This is a genomic window from Streptococcus sp. VTCC 12905, from assembly GCF_049893385.1.
Classification (GTDB): domain Bacteria; phylum Bacillota; class Bacilli; order Lactobacillales; family Streptococcaceae; genus Streptococcus; species Streptococcus suis_AA.
This window is the reverse complement of the sequence record NZ_JBMVJC010000019.1, coordinates 1-21,530: the sequence shown is the minus strand read 5'-3', so window position 1 is coordinate 21,530 and position 21,530 is coordinate 1. Positions and strand designations below refer to the sequence as shown.

At 39.9% G+C, this 21,530-nt stretch carries 24 protein-coding genes, 1 pseudogene and 1 riboswitch; of the genes and pseudogenes, 20 read left to right on the top strand and 5 right to left on the bottom strand.

Annotated features, from left to right (window positions below):
* The 6 genes from ACPC58_RS07510 (at window position 1) to ACPC58_RS07485 (ending at window position 3,536) form a co-directional block, all read left to right on the top strand.
* Window positions 1-174: a PadR family transcriptional regulator gene (locus tag ACPC58_RS07510; protein WP_434065677.1), complete on the top strand. Its 174-nt coding sequence runs from the start codon at window positions 1-3 to the stop codon at window positions 172-174.
* A gap of 72 nt (window positions 175-246) precedes the next feature.
* Complete coding sequence (locus ACPC58_RS07505; protein WP_434065676.1) at window positions 247-540, top strand: hypothetical protein; 294 nt, start codon at window positions 247-249, stop codon at window positions 538-540.
* Window positions 541-631: 91 nt separating this feature from the next.
* Window positions 632-901 carry a DUF1294 domain-containing protein gene (locus tag ACPC58_RS07500; RefSeq protein ID WP_130554991.1) on the top strand — a complete coding sequence of 90 codons (270 nt, stop codon included), beginning with the start codon at window positions 632-634 and terminating at the stop codon, window positions 899-901.
* Between the two features lie 64 nt (window positions 902-965).
* On the top strand, window positions 966-1,463 hold the full coding sequence (locus tag ACPC58_RS07495) for a GAF domain-containing protein (RefSeq protein WP_130554990.1): 498 nt from the start codon (window positions 966-968) through the stop codon (window positions 1,461-1,463).
* Window positions 1,463-3,130: a DNA polymerase III subunit gamma/tau gene (gene dnaX / locus ACPC58_RS07490; RefSeq protein ID WP_434065675.1), complete on the top strand. Its 1,668-nt coding sequence runs from the start codon at window positions 1,463-1,465 to the stop codon at window positions 3,128-3,130. The genes ACPC58_RS07495 and dnaX overlap by 1 nt, the downstream gene beginning before the upstream one ends.
* Window positions 3,131-3,347: 217 nt before the next feature.
* Window positions 3,348-3,536: a DUF3272 family protein gene (locus tag ACPC58_RS07485; protein ID WP_130554988.1), complete on the top strand. Its 189-nt coding sequence runs from the start codon at window positions 3,348-3,350 to the stop codon at window positions 3,534-3,536.
* Here the strand turns inward: ACPC58_RS07485 and birA are convergent.
* Window positions 3,502-4,458, bottom strand: coding sequence for a bifunctional biotin--[acetyl-CoA-carboxylase] ligase/biotin operon repressor BirA (gene birA, locus ACPC58_RS07480; RefSeq protein ID WP_434065674.1), 957 nt, complete (start codon window positions 4,456-4,458; stop codon window positions 3,502-3,504). The genes ACPC58_RS07485 and birA overlap by 35 nt on opposite strands.
* A 65-nt stretch (window positions 4,459-4,523) precedes the next feature.
* Between birA and ACPC58_RS07475 the strand changes: the two genes are divergently transcribed.
* From ACPC58_RS07475 to ACPC58_RS07435, 9 genes and pseudogenes are all read left to right on the top strand, one after another.
* The gene (locus ACPC58_RS07475; protein ID WP_434065673.1) at window positions 4,524-5,558 is read left to right on the top strand and encodes a M42 family metallopeptidase; all 1,035 of its coding nucleotides are present in this window, start codon (window positions 4,524-4,526) and stop codon (window positions 5,556-5,558) included.
* A gap of 1 nt (window position 5,559) precedes the next feature.
* Window positions 5,560-6,297 carry a CBS domain-containing protein gene (locus ACPC58_RS07470; protein ID WP_130554985.1) on the top strand — a complete coding sequence of 246 codons (738 nt, stop codon included), beginning with the start codon at window positions 5,560-5,562 and terminating at the stop codon, window positions 6,295-6,297.
* Window positions 6,298-6,305: 8 nt separating this feature from the next.
* Window positions 6,306-6,773, top strand: a complete 468-nt coding sequence (locus ACPC58_RS07465) for a deoxycytidylate deaminase (protein WP_130554984.1) — start codon at window positions 6,306-6,308, stop codon at window positions 6,771-6,773.
* A 655-nt stretch (window positions 6,774-7,428) separates the two neighbouring features.
* Window positions 7,429-8,619: a methionine adenosyltransferase gene (gene metK / locus ACPC58_RS07460; protein ID WP_434065672.1), complete on the top strand. Its 1,191-nt coding sequence runs from the start codon at window positions 7,429-7,431 to the stop codon at window positions 8,617-8,619.
* Between the two features lie 31 nt (window positions 8,620-8,650).
* Window positions 8,651-9,262 (top strand): annotated as a pseudogene (locus tag ACPC58_RS07455) (NAD(P)H-dependent oxidoreductase).
* A 189-nt stretch (window positions 9,263-9,451) separates the two neighbouring features.
* Window positions 9,452-10,711, top strand: a complete 1,260-nt coding sequence (locus ACPC58_RS07450) for a UDP-N-acetylglucosamine 1-carboxyvinyltransferase (RefSeq protein WP_130554982.1) — start codon at window positions 9,452-9,454, stop codon at window positions 10,709-10,711.
* Between the two features lie 94 nt (window positions 10,712-10,805).
* A complete protein-coding gene (locus ACPC58_RS07445; RefSeq protein ID WP_434065687.1) occupies window positions 10,806-11,378 on the top strand; it encodes a GNAT family N-acetyltransferase in 573 nt (190 codons plus the stop codon).
* A complete protein-coding gene (locus tag ACPC58_RS07440; protein ID WP_217374121.1) occupies window positions 11,375-12,235 on the top strand; it encodes a methionyl aminopeptidase in 861 nt (286 codons plus the stop codon). The genes ACPC58_RS07445 and ACPC58_RS07440 overlap by 4 nt, the downstream gene beginning before the upstream one ends.
* Before the next feature lie 244 nt (window positions 12,236-12,479).
* Complete coding sequence (locus ACPC58_RS07435; protein WP_434065671.1) at window positions 12,480-13,403, top strand: YihY/virulence factor BrkB family protein; 924 nt, start codon at window positions 12,480-12,482, stop codon at window positions 13,401-13,403.
* An 87-nt stretch (window positions 13,404-13,490) separates the two neighbouring features.
* On the opposite strand, the gene ACPC58_RS07430 is transcribed toward ACPC58_RS07435, so the two are convergent.
* A complete protein-coding gene (locus tag ACPC58_RS07430) occupies window positions 13,491-13,928 on the bottom strand; it encodes a GtrA family protein (RefSeq protein WP_434065670.1) in 438 nt (145 codons plus the stop codon).
* Window positions 13,929-13,956: 28 nt separating this feature from the next.
* Window positions 13,957-14,063: riboswitch (PreQ1 riboswitch) on the top strand.
* Here ACPC58_RS07430 and ACPC58_RS07425 point away from each other — a divergent pair.
* Window positions 14,061-14,582 (top strand): QueT transporter family protein, encoded by a 522-nt coding sequence (locus ACPC58_RS07425; protein WP_024392496.1) that lies wholly within the window; start codon window positions 14,061-14,063, stop codon window positions 14,580-14,582. It overlaps the preceding riboswitch by 3 nt.
* 51 nt (window positions 14,583-14,633) lie before the next feature.
* Here ACPC58_RS07425 and ACPC58_RS07420 read toward each other — a convergent pair whose 3' ends face one another.
* Window positions 14,634-15,281, bottom strand: a complete 648-nt coding sequence (locus ACPC58_RS07420; RefSeq protein WP_217374118.1) for a deoxynucleoside kinase — start codon at window positions 15,279-15,281, stop codon at window positions 14,634-14,636.
* A 192-nt stretch (window positions 15,282-15,473) separates the two neighbouring features.
* On the opposite strand from ACPC58_RS07420, the gene ACPC58_RS07415 reads away from it, so the two are divergent.
* Together ACPC58_RS07415 and ACPC58_RS07410 are read left to right on the top strand one after the other, a co-directional pair.
* Window positions 15,474-17,603: a Tex family protein gene (locus ACPC58_RS07415; protein WP_434065669.1), complete on the top strand. Its 2,130-nt coding sequence runs from the start codon at window positions 15,474-15,476 to the stop codon at window positions 17,601-17,603.
* The gene (locus ACPC58_RS07410) at window positions 17,590-18,024 is read left to right on the top strand and encodes a SprT family protein (RefSeq protein ID WP_434065668.1); all 435 of its coding nucleotides are present in this window, start codon (window positions 17,590-17,592) and stop codon (window positions 18,022-18,024) included. The genes ACPC58_RS07415 and ACPC58_RS07410 overlap by 14 nt, the downstream gene beginning before the upstream one ends.
* Before the next feature lie 100 nt (window positions 18,025-18,124).
* Here the strand turns inward: ACPC58_RS07410 and ACPC58_RS07405 are convergent, their stop codons facing one another.
* Window positions 18,125-18,943 carry a DUF6261 family protein gene (locus ACPC58_RS07405; RefSeq protein WP_434065667.1) on the bottom strand — a complete coding sequence of 273 codons (819 nt, stop codon included), beginning with the start codon at window positions 18,941-18,943 and terminating at the stop codon, window positions 18,125-18,127.
* A gap of 477 nt (window positions 18,944-19,420) precedes the next feature.
* On the opposite strand from ACPC58_RS07405, the gene ACPC58_RS07400 reads away from it, so the two are divergent.
* Together ACPC58_RS07400 and ACPC58_RS07395 are read left to right on the top strand one after the other, a co-directional pair.
* Window positions 19,421-19,849 (top strand): hypothetical protein, encoded by a 429-nt coding sequence (locus ACPC58_RS07400; protein WP_434065666.1) that lies wholly within the window; start codon window positions 19,421-19,423, stop codon window positions 19,847-19,849.
* A 133-nt stretch (window positions 19,850-19,982) separates the two neighbouring features.
* Window positions 19,983-20,507 (top strand): restriction endonuclease subunit S, encoded by a 525-nt coding sequence (locus ACPC58_RS07395; RefSeq protein WP_434065665.1) that lies wholly within the window; start codon window positions 19,983-19,985, stop codon window positions 20,505-20,507.
* A gap of 3 nt (window positions 20,508-20,510) precedes the next feature.
* On the opposite strand, the gene ACPC58_RS07390 is transcribed toward ACPC58_RS07395, so the two are convergent.
* Window positions 20,511-21,434, bottom strand: coding sequence for a site-specific integrase (locus tag ACPC58_RS07390; protein WP_277745743.1), 924 nt, complete (start codon window positions 21,432-21,434; stop codon window positions 20,511-20,513).
* Window positions 21,435-21,530 lie beyond the last annotated feature (96 nt).

Genomic DNA, 21,530 nt, shown 5'->3' with positions numbered 1-21,530 from the left:
ATGCCGAAAGACAGAATTTTACCCCATATCATTTTAGGAATAGTAGCAACTTGCAACCGTAGGGTTACTGGAAAAGAGATTACTGACTTTGTTCAACGAGATTTAGGAGAATTTTGGCAAGTAGCTCACAGTCAAGTATACCCTGAACTTAAACGGATGACTCAAGATGGTTAGATAACTTGCCATGCAGTTCCAGGAAACGAAAAAGAAAAGCAGTATGAATTAACTGCAAAAGGACGAGAAGTTTTGGAACAATGGCTTGCGATTCCAAATGAATCTACACCTCACCAAAAAGATATCTTTTCTTTAAAAATGTATTTTATAGAAGATCGCTCAGATCCTAGAGTTTCCGAATTATTAACCTATCAGATTCAGGTTATTGAAAAGCATTTGCGTCATCTTGAAAAACGAAAAGAGGAACTTTTTTTGGGAACTGATGGTGAATGTGTTCCTTATGGGCAATATTTAATTCTGTCACGGGCCATTGAACGCAATCAATCACAGTTACAATGGCTACAAAATACGATTCAAAATTTATAAAAAGCGATTCATTTATTGAGTCGTTTTTTTCTTGCTCTTCGATTTTAAATGTGATAAAGTTAGGAATAAATGTTACTGATATGGAGGGGATATGTCTGTAAAGCAGGGATTTGCATTGTTCTTAATGATTTGGAACCTGATCGTTTTTTTGGTCTATGGACTTGACAAGGGAAAGGCTAGAAAGGGTTCTTACCGAATTTCAGAAAAGACCTTGTTGTTGATGACCTATGTTGGTGGTGGTCTAGGTGCTTGGGCTGGCGGTACCCATTTTCGTCATAAAACTCAGAAAAAGTATTTTCAACTAGCTTGGGCCGTAGGTGTCTTGATTGACGCCTTGTTGATATACTGGATGTGGAAATAGGCGAAAGCCTTTTTCTGTATTGCTCGAACTATAAAAGTTCCTCTATCTATGCTATAATAATGGTATGACAAAACAAGAAAAAATTTCAAACTATCAATTATTGTTGGCCCAATTGGAGGCTCTTTTAGAGGGTGAAACCAATGCTTTAGCCAATCTATCAAATGCTTCTGCCTTACTTAATCAAGCTCTACCAAACTCTGTCTTCACAGGATTTTACTTGTATGATGGTAGTGAATTGATTTTGGGACCTTTTCAGGGTGGCGTTTCCTGTGTTCATATTGCACTTGGAAAAGGAGTCTGCGGTGAGTCAGCTTCTAAACGCCAGACGATTATCGTAGAGGATGTTCGTTTGCATGACAATTATATTTCCTGCGATGCGACAGCTCTTTCGGAAATTGTGGTGCCAATGGTGAAAAACGACCAATTATTGGGCGTTTTGGACTTGGATTCTAGGTTGGTCGCTGATTACGATACCATTGACCAGGAATACCTTGAGCAGTTCGTCGCACTCTTAGTGGAGAAGACGGACTGGAATTTTGCTATGTTTGGAGAAAAACGCTAATGTACCAAGCTTTATATAGGAAGTACCGAAGCCAGACCTTTGGGGAGATGGTGGGGCAAGAGGTGGTCGCAACGACGCTCAAGCAAGCTATTGAGCAGGGGAAAATTAGCCATGCCTATCTCTTTTCTGGTCCTCGTGGAACGGGTAAGACATCGGCTGCGAAAATTTTTGCCAAGGCCATGAATTGCCCCAATCAGGTTGATGGTGAACCTTGTAACGACTGTTATATTTGTCAAGCGATTACGGAAGGTAGTTTGGAAGATGTCATTGAGATCGATGCGGCTTCCAATAATGGTGTAGATGAGATTCGTGATATTCGTGATAAATCGACCTATGCGCCTAGTCTTGCAACCTATAAGGTCTACATCATCGACGAGGTTCATATGTTGTCTACAGGGGCCTTCAACGCACTATTGAAAACCCTAGAAGAACCAACGGAGAATGTGGTCTTTATTCTAGCAACTACGGAATTGCATAAGATTCCTGCTACCATTCTGTCAAGGGTGCAACGATTTGAATTTAAGTCCATCAAGGTGACGGACATTCAGGAGCACTTGGCTGCAATTTTGACCAAGGAAGGGCTAATCTTTGACGAGCAGGCTCTGACGATCATTGCACGTCGGGCAGAAGGTGGGATGCGGGATGCCTTGTCCATATTGGACCAGGCATTGAGTCTTAGTCAACATCAGCAGGTAACTGTGGATATTGCTGAGGAAATTACAGGCTCCATCAGCTTGCGTGCCTTGGATGATTACGTAGCTAGTCTCCGTCAGGCAGATAGCGTCACAGCACTTGGACATCTACAAACCTTGTTTGATCAAGGAAAGAGTATGAGTCGCTTTGCCACAGACCTCTTGCATTATTTGAGGGATCTCCTCATTGTACAGACGGGTGGTGAAAATACCCATTTGACCACTGGTTTTACGGAAAATCTAGCTCTGGCTCAGGATCGGATTTTTACTATGATTGAGATGGTGACAAAAGGTTTGTCAGACATCAAGTCTAGCCCTCAACCGAAAATTTATGCGGAGATGATGACAATTCGTTTGGCAGAAGAAGGATCACCTTCGGGAGCAATCGCAGAGCTGCCAGCTGATTTGGTCAGCCAACTTGCTCATCTTCAAGAACAAGTTGCGGATTTGCAGAAACAACTAAGTCAATTATCTAGTCAACCAAGTGCTATTAAGCCAGTTTCACGCAAGCCACAGGCTCCGAAGAAGTACCGATTGGATACCAGCAAGGTTCATGCTATTTTACAAGAGGCTATGGAAAATCCAGCCTTGGCGCGTGAAAATTTGACGCGTTTGCAAAATGCATGGGGAGAAATCATCGAAAGCTTATCTGGAGCGGATCGTGCCTTGCTTGTTGGTTCTCAACCAGTCGCTGCGAATGAAAACCATGCTATACTTGCTTTTGAGTCCCCACTCAATGCCGAACAGACTATGAAACGTGATAATCTCAACACCATGTTTGGAAACATTCTCAGCAAGGCAGCTGGTTTTTCGCCACAGATTTTAGCCATTGCTCAAGAGGATTGGGTTAGCATACGAGCAGAATTTTCGGCTAAGGCAAAAGGGCAAAAAACACAAGAAATCGAAACCGAAGCCAGCCCAGTTCCAGAAGAATTTGGATTTCTGGCCGACGCAGTTGAAATTCGAAATGATTGAGCGCTTGGTTTGACCACTTCTACAGCAATATCGGTCTCTGGCCGGATGCGCAATCTGTTTGGATGATTTATACTATGATTAATCCTAAATATTTTTCATAATCTCCTTACAAAAGCACCTGACATTTTGGTGTTTTTGTTTTTGCAGAGTCATAATTTTACATAGAAAGCATATAAAAAATCAGCTGAAGGACTGATTTTTTGGTATAATCTACTTTATGAAACTTTCTCAATTTCTTTTTTTAGCCATTACGACAATATTAGCAGTATACTTTATGAATGCCTCTATTTTGACAGGCGATTATTTAATAGCTGGAATTTATGCTTATATTGGCTATCGAAACCTCCGTTTTGCCTATAAAGTAACGAAATTTATTCAACTAGTGGAGAAGCAGTCCAAGAAGTAAGACTGATTTCCCCGCTGGAGATTGTCTTTGCTTTTCCATTCTCTAGTTGAATCACTAAATTACCTGTATCGGTAACGGCGATTGCTCTGCCTTTAAATTCAATTTGATTTTCTACAAAGCTCACTTGTTGACCGACAACAAGTGATTTTTCTTTGTAAAGTGTGATTAATTCATGTTCATCTGTTTCAAGAAAAGCTTTCCAGATGGCTATGATGAGTTGATTGCGGGTAAAGGGTGGTTGTTCCTCAAAAAGGTTGCCTGCAATATGGTGTAGTTCTTTTGGAAAATCGTCTATACCAACATTGATGCCGACACCGATAATGACGTCAGTTACTGTTTGACTTTCCATCGAAGAGATTGCTTCGGTTAATATTCCAGCCACTTTTTTGCGTCCAAGATAGATGTCGTTGACCCATTTGATTTGAACATCCAAGTCGCAGAGGGACTGGATGGCTTTTACCACAGCAGCCGCAGCTAATATAGTGTATGGTTTGAATGCAAGAAATGGGACGTTGGGCGATAGACGAAGTGACATATAAATACCACCAGATTTTGAGGCGTAAAATGGTCGACCGAATCGTCCTTTTGCTTTGTTTTGGTGTGGTGCAAGGTAGAGGGCTGGGCTACTATGTCCTAGTTCAATGCCTTGCTTGGCATCCAGCTGGGTGGAGTCACTGCTTCCATTGAGATGGACTGGAAGGTTAAGTTCCTGTGCAATCAATTCAGGTAAGAGTAAGTCCCCTTCAGCCAGTTTATAGCCACGGTTTCGGACTGCTTCAATGGTTAAACCGAGGGTTTCTAATTGGCGAATAGCCTTCCAAATGGATGTTCGTGAAATGCCTAGCTCCTGAGCCATATCTTCACCGCTTATGTAGTCCTCTTTTTCTTTCAAAAGAAGATATATTTTTTGATAGGTTTTCATAACTTCATTATAGCAAAAAAATCGCTTAAAACGTGATATAATAGATTACAAATAAGGAGGTTTTCATGAAGACACTTGATTACATCGTGACATTAACTCAAACTCCGTCACCAACTGGATATACGACGGATATTATGAACTACATCAAAGCAGAGATTGAAGGTTTCGGTTATGAGGCGACTAAAACACCAAAAGGTGGTGTTTTGGTAACGGTACCGGGGAAAAATGATGAGGAGCACCGTATTGTGACAGCTCATCTGGATACATTGGGTGCTATGGTTCGGGCAATCAAACCGGATGGTCGTATAAAAATGGATTTGGTGGGTGGTTTTGGTTATCCTTCCATTGAAGGTGAAAACTGCTTGATACATTGTGCTAAAAATGGTAAGACCTTCACAGGTACCATTCTTATGCATCAAACGTCTGTCCATGTTTATCGTGATGCTAGTACAGCAGAGCGCAACCAGACCAATATGGAAATCCGGCTGGACGAAAAAGTGACCACTGCTGATGAAGTGCGTACCTTGGGGATTGAAGTTGGTGATTTTATTTCCTTCGATCCAAGAACAATTGTGACAGAAACTGGGTTTATTAAGAGCCGCCATTTGGATGATAAGGTTTCTGCAGCTATTTTGATTCATTTGTTGAAGGTTTATAAAGAAGATGGGATTGTTTTACCTTATACCACTCATTTTTATTTTTCAAATAACGAAGAGATTGGTTATGGTGCTAATTCAAGTTTGCCAGATCGGGTTGTGGAGTATCTGGCTGTAGATATGGGAGCGATGGGTGATGACCAGCAGACGGACGAGTACACGGTTTCGATTTGTGTAAAAGATGCTTCAGGTCCTTATCACTATGAACTTCGTCAGCATTTAGTTTCTCTTGCTGAGAGAGAGGGAATTCCATATAAGCTGGATATCTATCCTTACTATGGTTCAGATGCATCGGCTGCTATGCGTGCGGGTGCAGATGTTAAGCATGCTTTACTGGGAGCAGGTATTGAGTCTAGTCACTCTTATGAACGAACTCATTTGGATTCAGTTGATGCGACTGAGCGGATGGTGGATGCTTATTTGAAATCGCTAATGGTAGATTAATATGAATGAAACCCGTTTTTTAGAGTTATTTAATGACCTGGATAAGGTTTTAAGGAAAGTCTGTGGTGTAGCAGATGGAGACTATGCTGATGTTGGTTCGATGTTAACAAAGGCTAAAGAACTAAGCCCCCATAATCCCATTGAGGCAAATTGGGACAAACTTTATGTTGCCCGTCAGTTACGGAATTTAATGGTTCATGAAAAACGAACAGGACTGAAAGAGGTGGCTCAGCCGTCACAAGAATTGATTGATGTGTTGGAAAAAGTTATTTCCCAATACCAAAAGCCAGTTACCATTGCTCATTATTTACAAAGGACACAAAAAATCAAACCAATTGTTTTTGATGTTCAGGATAAATTAATAAAGGCTTTAGAAGTTGTAGATCGTAAGCATTTTTCTAAGTTTCCGATTTTTTCGGGAAGGGCCTATCAAGGTTTGGTTTCTGACAAGGGACTGACCAATTGGTTAGCCAAAGCCAGTAAAGAGGTTGGTTCTATTCGTGAGAAATTGGTGGAAGCCAGTTTAGCAGATGTTCTTGTTTTTGAAGAAGATAGTATTCAGGTTATCGTACTCCCTTCCTCAGAAACACTTTATCGAGTGATCAATTATTTTGAGGGCCGTAAGCGTACTACCATTCTTGTGAGTCGTCAAAAGAGTGGGAAAATAGATTCTCCGGAGGATGTCATTGGTATCATTACAGCCCAAGACTTAGCTGAAATTTATGGAATGGTGGATTAGGAGGTCTTATGTCAACAAATCGTTTAGCTTGGGATGAGTATTTTGCGGCACAAGCACTTTTGATTGCAAATCGGGCGACCTGTAAGAGAGCCAAGGTTGGTGCGGTTTTGGTTAAGGATAATAAGGTTATTGCGACAGGCTATAATGGGTCTGTTTCAGGAACTGAACATTGTTTGGATCAGGAATGTCTCATGATAGATGGTCATTGTGCTAGGACCTTGCATGCGGAAGTTAATGCTATTTTACAAGGAGCGGAGCGGGGAATTCCAAAAGGTTTTACTGCCTATGTGACCCATTTTCCATGTCTCAACTGTTCCAAACAATTGCTTCAAGTAGGTTGCAAGCGGGTGGTCTACATTAATGAATACCGTATGGATGACTATGCGCGGTATTTATATGATGAAAAAGGGTGTGAGCTTGTTCATCTACCGTTAGAGGTGGTGAAACAGGCGATTGCTGATGCGGAGTTTATTTAGACTTTAGGAGGCTGGGCAGAAAGTCCAACCTCGCTTCTCAGAGTTCGTGTCAACATCTCAGCGCAGTGGTTGATTGGCTTTAACAGTCTGGGAGACTGTTAAAGGTAGGAGATAAGATTTGCACAGCAAATCTCAGCAGTTCGTGTTTCACACTCCAAATCTGACCATTACGACTGTTGCGAACAAAGTTCGCTTTATCTCCAACCTCAAACTGTCTCCCAGACAGTTTGAGCTGTGCGGGGGTGGGAGTTTAAAAGGTCTGGGAGACCTTTTAAAGTGGGAGATAAAAGCAGATGGCAGTCAGCTCACATAAATTGATCTCTGAGAATAGACTGTTTCAGCTCAACAACTAGAAATAAAGTCTTGTTGACGAACTCTTTTTAGACTGGTCGAGTTCTTTCCCACTCCCTCCTTATTTTTTAGAAAATGCTAGGATAGATACTGAATGTATGCTATACTAGAAAACGTTATTAAGTCCCGAAAAGGTAGTTATCAGACTAGTTAACTTTCGCAGACATACTTAGAAGTTATCGATTTCTCGTTATGTATCTGGAAATTTTACTTTGCTCAAGACAAAAAGTCTTTCGCAAAGAACTAGTCTCCTATCTAGTTCTTTGTAACCTTGATAACAATTTATTTTAAGGGGGACATTTTTATGTCAGAACGTAAATTGTTTACGTCTGAATCTGTTTCGGAGGGTCATCCGGATAAGATTGCGGATCAGATTTCAGATGCGATTTTGGATGCTATTTTAGCACAAGATCCTGAGGCGCACGTGGCAGCTGAGACGGCTGTTTACACTGGTAGCGTTCATGTGTTTGGTGAAATTTCCACCACTGCCTATGTAGATATTAATCGTGTTGTACGTGATACGATTGCGGAGATTGGCTACACCAAAGGGGAATACGGCTTCGCGGCAGAATCAGTAGGAGTTCATCCATCACTTGTAGAGCAGTCTCCAGATATTGCGCAAGGTGTTAATGAAGCCTTGGAGGCTCGTCAAGATGCTAGTCTAGATCCATTAGATTTAGTTGGTGCAGGTGACCAAGGGCTCATGTTTGGTTTTGCAGTTGATGAAACTCCTGAACTCATGCCATTGCCAATTTCACTTAGTCACAAATTGGTGCGTCGTTTGGCTGAGTTGAGAAAATCTGGTGAAATTGCTTATCTCCGTCCGGATGCTAAGTCACAAGTAACAGTTGAATACGATGAAGACAACCAACCCGTTCGTGTGGATACAGTCGTTATTTCGACCCAGCATGATCCGGAAGTCAGTCAAGAGCAAATTCGTCAGGATGTCATTGAACGTGTGATAAAGGAAATCATTCCAGCTCAATATTTGGATGACCAAACACAATACTTTATCAATCCAACCGGTCGCTTTGTTATTGGTGGACCTCAAGGTGACTCTGGTCTGACAGGTCGTAAGATTATCGTTGATACCTATGGTGGTTACTCTCGCCACGGAGGCGGCGCCTTCTCTGGTAAGGATGCGACCAAAGTGGACCGTTCTGCATCTTATGCGGCGCGTTACATCGCTAAAAATATCGTAGCAGCTGGTTTGGCTAAAAAGGCTGAGGTTCAATTGGCCTACGCTATCGGTGTTGCTCACCCAGTTTCAGTTCGCATCGATACATTTGGTACAGGTACAGTAGCTGAGAGCAAATTAGAAGGAGCTGTTCGTCAGATTTTCGACTTGCGCCCAGCTGGTATTATTCAAATGCTTGACCTAAAACGTCCAATTTATAAACAAACTGCAGCCTATGGTCACATGGGACGTACGGATATTGATGTTCCATGGGAGAAATTGGATAAGGTAGAAGAGTTGAAAGCAGCTATCTTGTAAGTACATATTTATTATTTGGGTGAGGATATTTATGAAAGCCTTACTTGTTTTTGCACATCCGTGAAAAGAAAGTTTTACCCACGCCCTCGTTCATAGAGTAACGCAGGCCTTGGTAGCAAATGGAGCAGAAGTAACTGTCCGAGATTTGTATAAATTGGGTTTTGATCCAGTTCTTCGAGGAGAAGATACTATTCACATTGAAAATGGAAAATTTGTACGAGAAGCAACTAGTTTTCCTCCAGATGTCCAAACAGAAATGGATCTGATTGCAGAGAGTGATTTGCTTGTTTATATTTTTCCAAGTTGGTGGAATGGTATGCCTGCGATAATGAAGGGTTATGTAGATCGTGTATTTCAGCACGGATTTGCTTATAGTTTTGAATCTGATGAGCCTCGCAAGCTCTTCTCAACAAAGAAAGCTATTTTCTTTACTACTAAAGGGCAACCACAAAATGCGGATGGAAGTCTGACACCGATAGATCAGGCCATGAAATTTCTAACTTTAGATTGGCTCTTCAACAGTAATGATGTACAAGTCATTGATCATGTTTTTTATGGTCGAGTGCCTTATTTAACGAGTGAGGAATTAGAGAACTATCTACTTGATGCTGAATTTAGAATTCAACAACTTTTTAATGAATGATAACAATTATCCATTAGTTGATCGGACCAGGCTCCAATGCCAGGTCCGTTTTCAAATACTGTAAAACTAGATTTTTCGCTGACTTTGTGTTAGAATGAAACATATGTCTTTTTATACGTATTCTGATAAAAAACCATCAACCTATTGATGTGTTAGGTCAAAGGGCAATCTAAGAAAGTGAATGATAGTATGAGAAAAATTGTAATTAATGGTGGGAAGGCATTGAAAGGGACTGTTACGGTTAGTGGTGCCAAAAATTCTGTCGTTGCCTTAATTCCTGCCATTATTCTTGCAGAGGATGTTGTCGTTTTGGATGGAGTTCCTGCTATTTCGGATGTTGATAGCTTAATTGATATCATGGAGACGATGGGGGCAACCGTCAAGCGAGATGGAGAGACTTTGGAAATAGATCCACGTGGTGTTCAAGATATGCCAATGCCATTTGGGAAAATCAATAGTCTGCGTGCATCCTATTATTTTTACGGATCTCTTTTAGGCCGTTATGGGAAAGCAGTCGTTGGGTTACCTGGTGGATGCGATCTAGGTCCACGTCCGATTGATTTGCACCTTAAAGCCTTCGCTGCTATGGGAGCTGAGACAAACTATGAGGGTGAATATATGCGCCTAGCAACCAATGGACAACGGATTCAAGGGGCTCATATATTCCTGGATGTTGTCAGTGTTGGCGCAACAATCAATACGATTTTAGCTGCTGTTAAAGCGAAAGGTCGTACTGTTATTGAAAATGCAGCACGTGAACCTGAGATCATTGATGTGGCAACTCTGCTAAACAATATGGGGGCTCGTATTCGCGGGGCAGGTACAGATATTATTACAATAGATGGTGTAGATCACCTTAAAGGAACTCGCCATCAAGTTATTCCTGATCGTATCGAAGCAGGGACTTATATCGCCTTAGCTGCTGCAGTTGGTGAAGGAATTACTGTAGATAATGTTCTATACGAACACTTGGAGAGTTACATCGCTAAACTGCAAGAGATGGGTGTGCGCATGACAATCTCTGAAGACAGTATTTTTGTTGAAAAACAAGAAACATTAAAGGCTGTCAATATCAAAACTTCCCCTTATCCAGGTTTTGCGACAGACTTGCAACAACCTATTACCCCCTTACTCCTTAAAGCTACAGGTACCGGAACTATCGTGGACACAATTTATGAAAAACGTGTTGGACACGTGCAGGAATTGGCTAATCTTGGAGCAAAAATTTCAACACGAAGCAATCATATTGCCTTTGAAGGTCCCAATCAACTAATAGGGTCTTCAGTTAAAGCAACAGATTTACGGGCTGGTGCGGCGATGGTTATTGCTGGTCTAATGGCTCAAGGTCGAACAGAAATTACAAATATTGAGTTTATTCTGCGTGGCTACTCAAATATTATTGAAAAGTTGACAGAGCTTGGTGCAGATATTCAGTTGATTGAGGACTAGTTGATCTAGTAGAGAATTGCATCTTTAGAATGTAATGATTTAATAAATGAAATATATTGGGGCTGGGAGCAATTCTCAGTCCCTTGGGTACACTATGACAATTTGGATACAGTTAGCTAAATTTGCATGTTTTGAAACGGATCATTTCGTTTTGCGACCATTTTCTTACGAGGATGGTGAGGATTTTTATACAATAGTGTCGCATGCTGAGAATCTTCCATTTATTTTTCCAGTTTTGAAGGACAAAGAGACTGCTGTTGCGACAATGGTTGAAAAATTTATCCGTTCGCCATTAGGAAATTGGGCATTAATAGAAAAAAACTCTGGTCGAATGATTGGTGCTCTTTGTTTTGAAAAGTTGGATGAATATTTACAAACTGCGGAGCTTAGCTATTTTCTTAAAAAGAGCCACTGGGGACAAGGGTTGATGACAGAGGCAGTACGAAATTTAGTGTATCTGTCTTTTTATAAAGTTGGCTTAAAAGAGTTGGTAATTATCACTCATGAGGAAAATGTGGCTAGTCAAAGGGTGGCTAGAAAAGCTGGCTTTGTGCAAATTAACCACTATCGTGGAAGTGACCGTTATAGTCATAAAATGAGAAATTACTTGAAATTTAGCTTGAAAAAGGCAGATTTTAATTTAGAAATGTACGAGGAAAATCAATGATTACAATTAAATCACAACGAGAAATCGATGCCATGAGTCGAGCTGGTGAAGTTTTGTCAGGAATCCATATTGGATTACGTGACATCATCAAGCCAGGTGTGGACATGTGGGAAGTGGAAGAGTATGTTCGTAAAATATGTAAGGAAAAAAATGTTCTGCCACTTCAAATTGGAGTTGATGGTGAATTAATGGACTATCCTTATGCGACGTGTTGTGGATTGAATGATGAAGTTGCTCATGCTTTCCCACGTCACTACGAGCTAAAAGAAGGTGACTTATTGAAGGTTGATATGGTTTTGAGTGAGCCCTTAGACAAAGCGGTAGTTGATGTTTCTAAGCTCAACTTTAATGATGTCAAGGCTATGAAGAAAATCACTCAAACCTACCGTGGTGGAGTAGCAGACTCTTGTTGGGCCTATGCAGTCGGTCAGGTTTCTGAAGAAGTGCAAAACTTGATGGATGTAACCAAGGAATGTTTGTACCGCGGTATTGAGCAAGCCGTTGTTGGCAATCGTATCGGTGATATTGGCGCAGCCATTCAAGAATATGCGGAAGGTCTTGGCTACGGTGTTGTTCGTGACTTGGTGGGTCACGGCGTTGGTCCAACCATGCATGAGGAACCAATGGTTCCCCACTATGGAACAAAGGGTCGTGGTCTTCGCTTGCGTGAAGGCATGGTTTTGACTATCGAGCCAATGATAAACACTGGGACTTGGGAAATCGATACGGATATGAAGACTGGTTGGGCTCACAAAACACTTGATGGTGGCTTATCTTGTCAATATGAGCACCAATTTGTGATTACAAAAGATGGTCCACTTATCTTGACTAGTCAAGGTGAAGAAGGAACTTATTAATACTCTTCGAAAATCAAAAGCCGACGTTGTTGACTTGATTTGATGAGTGAAAGGCTCCAGTGGAGCCTTTCAGCCTGTTACCTTTAAATAAAAAAGTAACAGGGTTCTATTTGCATCATATCGACACGAACTACGTTTGCTCAATTTACAACCTCCAACGGTTCCCCAAACCTTTGGAGCGAGTCTGATTTTGATTTTCATTGAGTATAAATCAATTAGAGAAGGAAAGTATGAGGTTGAATGAATGAGCAAATTCAAAAAACTAGAAGGACTGAAAACATTCTTTTCAACCTTTTTTTCCTATTACAAATCGGCGGAAATTGAGATAACGAGTGTGGCGGTAGCTTATTATCTTCTGATTTCCATTTTTCCGATTCTGTTGACCTTAGCCAATTTATTGCCTTATTTTCCTTTTGATGTGGATGCGATTCTATCAGTATTAGCAGAATTTATTCCTGAAAAAATCTATCCGACTGTTTCAAATTTTGTGACCAATATTCTAACTAAACCCTCAAGTTCTTGGTTAGGTATTGCTATTCTTACGACTTTATGGACCCTTTCAAATAGTATGATGATTTTACAAAAGGCTGTTAATAAGGCATATGGTATGGAAAATCATCGTGATGTCATTGTTGGTCGGCTAGTAGGTATCTTTTTGGGGATTGGTTTGCAAATAATCATAGGATTGAGCATAGCGAGTGTGACATTTGGTCAAGCCATTTTTTCTTATATAGATAAATATTTCAATCTGGAAAATGGTTGGTTGGATATTATTTTAGGACAAACACAACCGATTGCCTACCTAGCACTGTTTGCGGCACTGATTATGTTCTATTATTTTTCGCCAAATGTTCGGATACCTAAAATTTGGTATGTTTTCCCTGGGGCTGGTTTTGTTCTATTTATTATGGCAACAACTGGTAAGTTGTTTTCACTGTATTTGGATAACTATGCAAATAAATTATCAGATTTCCGTTCGGCAACAGCAGCAATATTTCTTGTATTTATGGTCTGGTTTATTTTTATGGCCCAGATTCTAATCATAGGTGCAGTCGTTAATGCAAGTGTTCACAAATTAAAATTAGGTGATATCCAGTCAAGAGACGGAGATATTGTTTCAATCTTTAAGCGTGCTAAATCAAAATATAAAAAAACGAGTAACCTCTAGTTGGAGGGTGCTCGTTTTTTATATGAAGTTTGACAGTCGTATATTTTTTCTTCATTTTTAGTAAAAAATGAGGTTCCAGTTGGAGCCTCATTTCTTACTATTAAATACAAACAGTTTACTCAAAACATAATTGAGTACAATCACTAAGACTTGTGAGAAGAGTGTTGCAATGGCATTGACAAGGGAAAGGTCATTGTTTACAAATTGACCGATAATGCCTGGGAAAGCCTGTACTAAGAGAAATGCCAGAAGCATATCTAGTACCATAGTAACAAGTCTGGCAGATACAAACTTAAGAAATCTTTTCTTCCATCCCCTAGATTCTTGCCGAAAGACGATTTGGTCATTTGTAATAAAAGCAAACAATATGGCGATAACATTAGCAAGAAAAGCAACAAGGACTACTTGATTGAGAAAGGCAAATAATAGGATCCGGGCGACCATATACACTAAGGTTGCAGCAACACCAAATATTAAATAAAGGATAACTTCGTTCTGGAATGTTTTTTTCATAATATTTTTCATACGTCAAGTCTATCATTTTTTTATAAAATATGCTATACTTATCAACGTTGTTGATAGTTATGTGCAACAACCCTTGGGGCTTACTCACTTTACCCAAGCATATTACAAGCATTTTGCTAAAGGAGAATCAGGATGAATACATCTAAATGGTCCGCCCGTGATTTGGCGGAAGTTGCTCTTGTTGCTGCAATTTATATTGCACTAACTGTTACCCCACCTTTAAATGCCATTTCGTTTGGTGCTGTACAGTTCCGAATCTCAGAAATGTTGAATTTTTTAGGTTTTTATCATAAAAAATATATTCTTGCTGTGACAATTGGATGTATGATTTCCAATCTGATGGTATATGGGGTTGTTGATCTACTGGTTGGTGGACTCTCTACCTTACTCTTTGTAAGTATCGGTGTCCTTCTGTTTGAACGCTATAAAAAAGAATATCTTTTTAATGGCTGGATGAACAAAGCATTTTTCTATTTTTCATTTTTCTTTGCTGCAACGATGTTTACCATTGCATTAGAACTAAACATCATGTATCAAGCACCTTTCTTCTTGACTTGGCTAACTACAGGTTTAGGTGAATTGTTATCCCTGTTAATTGGGGCAGTTGTTATTGAATCAGTGATGAAACGTATTCCAGGATACACACGCTTATAATAAAAAAACAATCCTAGCTATGATTGCTTGGATTGTTTTCTATTTAGAGAATTATTTTTCTAAAAGCCCCAAACGGTTTAATTCATGATCAATTGTCATAAGCACAGTTTCTAAATCTTGTGGATTGTTTACAAAATCGAACTGATTTCCATCAATTCGGATTTTAGGAGAGGCTTTATAATCTTGGTACCAAATTGGATAGGCAGAATGGACCTGTTTATAATACTCAAGAAGTTCAGGATTTGCTGTTACCTGTTCGTAGGAGCGACCACGCAGTTGGATTCGACTCAACATGGTTTCAAGAGATACATCGATGTAAACCAATAAATCTGGAGATTTCTTAGGCATCCCTTCTAGTTCCTCCAACATATTTGCTAATAATTCTTTATAGATTTCTAGCTCCATTTTTGTGACATTGCCATTTTGATAATTAAGAGTTAGAAATAACTCATCCTCAAAAATAGAACGATCTAGAATATTATTATCTGCTCGGTAGGCCTCTTTAATGGATTGGAATCGTTTGTTTAAAAAGTAAATCTGTAATAAAAATGCGTATTTCTCAGGATCTTGGTAGTACAAGTCCAAAACAGGGTTTTGATCAACGGCTTCATAAAAAACATCGGTTCCAAGATGTTCTCCGAGAGCTGTAGCTAATGAGCTTTTTCCTGCTCCAATCGTTCCGGCTAATACAATCAACATAGTGCTCCTCTCTTTTTCTAACGTTCTCATTGTATAAAAATATGGTATGGTTTTCAAGAATTAGACACGATTCCATTCAAATAAAATTCCCCCAAAATTTCTAGTAGGAGTCACAAACCTGAGGTAAAAGAGAATTTAAAAGCTCTTTTTTCTGTTGTCAACCAAGGCCGATTTCGTGCTATAATAGTGTTTATGGAAGAAAAATATTTGAAAATTGCCCAAGAATTGGGTGTTAGTTTAAAACAAATTGATACAGTCTTGACGCTCACTGCAGAGGGAAACACCATTCCTTTTATTGCCCGATATCGTAAGGAAGCAACAGGAAACCTCGACGAAGTGGTCATCAAATCAATTATTGATCGTAACAAGGCTTTAACAGCTCTGGCTGAGCGTAAGGCGACGGTTTTAGCAAAGATTGAAGAACAAGGGAAATTAACCGATCAGCTCCGTCAAGCGATTGAAGAAGCAGAAAAGTTAGCGGATGTGGAAGAACTGTATTTACCCTATAAAGAAAAACGTCGCACAAAGGCCACAATAGCTCGTGAAGCTGGATTATTCCCACTAGCACGTCTTATTTTACAAAACGTAGCAGATTTGGAAAATCAAGCAACTCATTTTGTTTGTGAAGGTTTTGACACGCCTGAAGCTTGTCTTGTAGGTGCTGTTGATATTCTTGTAGAAGCTATTTCGGAAGATCCAAAGCTCCGTGCATGGACCTATCATGAAATTCAAACAAATTCGAGTCTCTATTCTGAATTAAAAGACCAAGCTGCTGATGAAAAGTTTGTGTTCCAAATGTATTACGATTTTTCTGAAAAAGTTGCGAAAATGCAGGGTTATCGTACCTTAGCTTTGAATCGTGGAGAAAAATTGGGCGTTCTTAAAGTTCATTTTGAACACAATTTGAATAAGATAATTCGTTTCTTTGAGGTTCGTTTTCCGCAGAAAAATGCTTATATAGCAGATGCAATCAATCAGGCAGTTAAGAAAAAAATTATCCCAGCTATGGAGCGGCGCGTTCGGACAGAGTTGACAGAAAGTGCAGAAGAAGGGGCGATTGCTCTCTTTTCAGAGAATCTTCGGAACTTGCTTCTCGTTCCGCCATTAAAAGGAAAAATTGTCTTAGGTTTCGACCCTGCCTTTCGTACTGGTGCTAAGTTAGCTGTCGTAGATCAGACTGGTAAGCTACTGACGACACAAGTGATTCATCCAGTCAAGCCAGCTTCTCAGGCCCAGATTGCTCAGGCAAAGGAAAAGTTGGCCAACTTAATTGGTCAATACCAGGTGGAAATTATTGCCATCGGGAATGGGACAGCTAGCCGAGAATCGGAAGCTTTCGTTGCTGATTTGTTGAAAGATTTTCCGACGGTTTCTTACGTGATTGTAAATGAGAGCGGAGCTTCTGTCTACTCCGCATCTGAACTGGCTCGAACCGAATTTCCAGACCTAACGGTAGAAAAACGCTCTGCTATTTCCATCGCACGCCGTCTGCAAGACCCATTGGCTGAGTTGGTTAAAATTGATCCAAAATCGATTGGTGTTGGACAGTATCAACATGATGTCAATCAAAAACTTTTGTCTGACAGTCTAGATTTTGTCGTTGATACAGTTGTTAACCAGGTCGGGGTCAATGTCAATACTGCAAGTCCTGCTCTTCTTTCACATGTGGCTGGCCTCAATAAAACTATTTCAGAAAACATTGTCACGTATCGTATAGAAAATGGTGCTCTGACTTCTCGTCAACAGCTTAAAAGAGTTCCTCGCTTGGGAGATAAGGCTTTTGAGCAGGCAGCTGGTTTCTTGCGTATTCCAGATGGAACAAACTTTTTGGACAATACTGGCGTGCACCCAGAGTCATATAAGGCTGTAGAGACGTTGTTAAAACTGCTAGAAATTGACCACTTAGATGTTGCTGCGCAGGAAAAATTAAAACAAATTTCTATTGAAAAGATGGCAGAGGAAATTGGTGTCGGTCAGGAAACGTTGAAAGATATTATCGCTGACTTGCTCAAGCCTGGGCGTGATTTGCGTGATGAATTTGCAGCGCCAGTTCTTCGTCAAGATGTTCTTGATTTTAAGGATTTGCAAATTGGTCAGAAGTTGGAAGGTGTGGTCCGGAATGTGGTAGACTTTGGTGCTTTCGTGGACATTGGTATTCACGAAGATGGGCTGATTCATATATCAAACATGAGTAAGAATTTCATCAAGCATCCAAGTCAAGTTGTATCTGTTGGTGATTTGGTGACAGTTTGGGTTCATAAACTTGATCAGCAACGTGAGAAGGTTAATTTGACCTTGGTGGCTCCCCGTGAATCTCACTGACTATGTTCAGCAGGTATCTGTAGAGGACTTCGGTAAAGAATTTCGACATGTAGCTCTTTGGAATAGCCGATTACGGTCGACAGGTGGTCGTTTCTTCCCAAAGGATGGCCACTTGGATTTTAATCCCAAACATCTGGAGGAGCAAGGGTTGGAAGTTTTTAGAAAGATTGTCCGCCATGAACTCTGCCATTACCATCTTTACTATGAGAAGAAGGGTTATCGGCATGGAGATACGGATTTCAAGAAACTGCTGGCTGCGGTGGACGGCCTGCGCTATGCTCCTAAACTGGAACAAGCTACCAAGCCTAGTCTGCTTTATATCTGTCAGTCCTGTGCCCAAGCCTACCAGCGAAAGCGCCGCATTGATCTAAAGAAATACCGGTGTGGAAAGTGTAGGGGACTTTTAGAGAAAATACTTTAATACAAGAAAACCAGTCCTAAGAGATTCACTTAGGGCTGGTTTTCTGTGATAAGGTATTGGAGATATTATTGATAAAAAGGTTTAGATATAAGTAAAAGGATTAGGGATGAAGGATCGGTTCTGGGAGTTGTAAAATGATATTTTTATCATTTTTGGCAACTTTATTTGAATGGTGTGAAAGTTGTTCGATGTAGTATTGTCTACTAGTATTGAAAAGTGTAATGAGTTCGGAGTAGAGAGACTGACCATGGAGTTCCACCAGGATTTCACAGAGTTTTAAAACTCGGAGATAAGCAGATTGGAGATTTTTACGAATTTGATAGGTATCATAGCGATTAACTTTGCTGCGAATGTCAGTAGTGTTGGAGAAAACTGTTTCAAATTCCTGCTGACTTTCTTTCAGGTTCTCAAAAAATCTTTTTAAACCAAGGATTTCGATATATTCAATTGCTTCTGGACTGGATAAACGATTAAATAGTTTGTCCAGTTCTAGACTTTCTTTTTCATAATCAAGTCTATGTATTTCTCGGAAAGGTTTTACAATTTCTGTTAATTTACTATAAGCAGTTTTTTCAGATTGTCTTTTGCTCGTTTCGAAGGCAGCTAGACTACGTTTGAAAATAGAAAAGTCGCTGTTACGGAGTTGGTTGGCATCCTGAATCTTTTTTGTTATTTCTTTGCCCCTATCTTGATTGATGGCTTTTTGGTATTGGTTGAAGGACACTTGCCACTTATCTATTGCAAGAGTCAAATGGTTGTCCTGACTGTAAGGTATTTGACTTTGTTGTAGCGTTTTTAGGCTGCGAGCATTAAGTTGGTAGAAGTTGCTATTGTCCAACTTTTGCAGTGGTAATGGTTTCACTTTACTTATTTGTGTGCTTGTGTTTGATGTAGAGTGATTTTCCTTTTTTGCTGTCATCAGCTATCCTCATTTCTTATGTGATGGTACTATGATAGCAATTATCCTATCTTTTCAACAGGACATTTTTGTCCCGAAAATGAATATGGAAGTGATTAGGTACTATTTTTATTTCCAGATGACAAATAATGAACTAATTGGTCAGTATATTTCTCTTATGTAGGTCTTTATTCTAATGATTGGTCGATGATTTTAATACTTGTCGCATTAAAATAGTCAAGTTAGATAACATTTTTGTATGTTATTGCATTCAAAATAAAATAAGTATAAAGAAGTTTTTGCTTGAGAGCTTTCAGTCGATGGATTAGTCGGCTGATTTGTAGTTTGTTAGCTGATTAGAAGATTTTTGGAAGCATGAAAAATGATAAGCAAAGTCAGTATATCGTTCAAGATAAATAAAGAATTTTATTTTGTAACGTGGTATAATTTTTAGAAAGCCCTTACGCTAGCGAAGAGTATAATGCCCTCTTTGATGTCTTGAAAAAGAATGAAGACGGCGAAGCACTGGATAGTTTTGAAGGCAAATTGGTCAAGGCTGCTCTGAAAGAAGCAGTAAAAGGCTCTACAGAATTTGACTTCTTGAAACAAGTGGATGATCTAGCCAAGGAGAAGTCGACAGTAGCCAAGGAAATCAAGACCAAGGAACAGGAACTCAAGGAACTGGTGTCAAACCGCATCCAAGTCTTGACAGATGAGGAAGTTGATCAGCTACTCTATAAGAAATGGTTTGGTCAGGTGACGGACAAGGCATTGGAACTGGTTGAATTGCCATTAAAAGCTGAGATTGCTATTATCGAAGAACTCCATAATCGCTATGCTGAAACCTTGGACGACATGGATGCGGAAATAGCCCTGCTTGAAAGAGAACTTGAAAATCTGATGAAAGAGCTGGTGGTATTATCATGAAGATGATGAAACAAACTTTCAACAAGAGCTATTTTATAGCCCAAAAATCCTGTGAAAGAAAATCATTAACAGTCATTTTCTGCGATTTTCCGAAAACGAAAGAAAAATCGAAAGAAGTTGGGGGAATATAGCAATGCCGAACAAAGATAAAAATATCCCCAAACGCCGCTTTAAAGAGTTTGAAAATGCAGACGCTTGGGAACTGCGGAAGTTGGGGGATACTGTAATTGAAATAATTGCAGGAGGTGATATTGATAAAAATAAAGTAGTTGAATTTGGAAAATATCCTATTTATGCAAATTCGCATTCTGGTGATGGAATTGTTGGGTATTATGATGATTTTTATCGAGTAAATGGTCCTGCTGTGACAGTTACTGGTCGAGGGGAAGTTGGATTTGCTAAGGCAAGAGAAACCGATTTTACTCCTGTAGTTAGGCTTTTAGCAATTCGTTCAAAACATAATCATTATTTTTTAGAAAACGCAATAAATCTCCATGGTGTTACAGTTGAATCGACAGGTGTCCCTCAATTAACAGTTCCTCAATTGAGTGCGTACAGGATATATTTTCCATATGATATTCAGGAAGAAAATCAAATCGGCACTTTCTTCTCCACCCTGGACCGCCACATCACCCTTCATCAGCGTAAGTCGATTTGATGTCTAGCTTAAGCCAGATAGGTAACGCATGACTAAATCTGTATCTTGATTTTCAAGTTCCGATATGACATGCATATAGACTTTTTGGGTGGTTGTCATGGAGGAGTGTCCCAATCGCCTGGACACACTAGCTATTGAAACACCTGCATACATCAAAAGAGAGGCATGGGTATGTCTAAGCCCGTGGATGGAAATGACTGGTACACCCACATTTTTGCAGTGGCGCTCCAACCACTTATTTGGAGTGGAGTTGCAGACTGAACCATTGACAAAAATGGGCTTATCCTGGGGTAAGTCTTTGATGAGTTGCTGAAATTGCATACTCAACTGCCAATCAATCTGCACTTTCCGCATGGAAGATTTATTTTTTGTAGGTAAAAAACCACCATTCCCCTTGTAATTCCATGTCTTTGTAACGGAAACATTCTGCTGAACAAAGTTAAAATCAGCTGGTGTCAGACCTAAAGCCTCTGAAAATCGCAGCCCTGTCTTCGCAATGAGCAAAATCAGCCAGTCCCAGTTGATCCGACACTCCAAGTCCAAATCAGAAAGGACGTTGTGGAGTTCAAACTGATTTAGGTATTTCATTTTTTTAATTCTTGGTGCCTTGCCCTTAAAAACCACTTTACGGGTCGGATCTCGGTCAATATAACCCTCATCAACAGCATCCAAGACCGCACCCTTGAGCTGGTGATGAAAGTCAATAACTGTCTGACGTTCATGGGTCAAAGCATAGTCATTCAAAATTTGCTGATAGGTCGTCCTATCTAACTGATAAAGAGCCAAATCAGGAACAATATTTTTCAAATGAACATAATTATTTCTATACTTTTCCAAAGTAATCGGTCGAACCGCCCCCTCTTTAAATAGCCTGGTCCATTGTTTAAAATATTCGTGAAGTAAGGTTTCTCGTGTAATTTTATTCATCATATCCAATCCTTCTACGACTTACGCTGATGAAGGGTGATAGTCTCGTCTATCTTTTTGAAAAATGCCCCTATTTTTTGTTGTTCTTCAAAATCT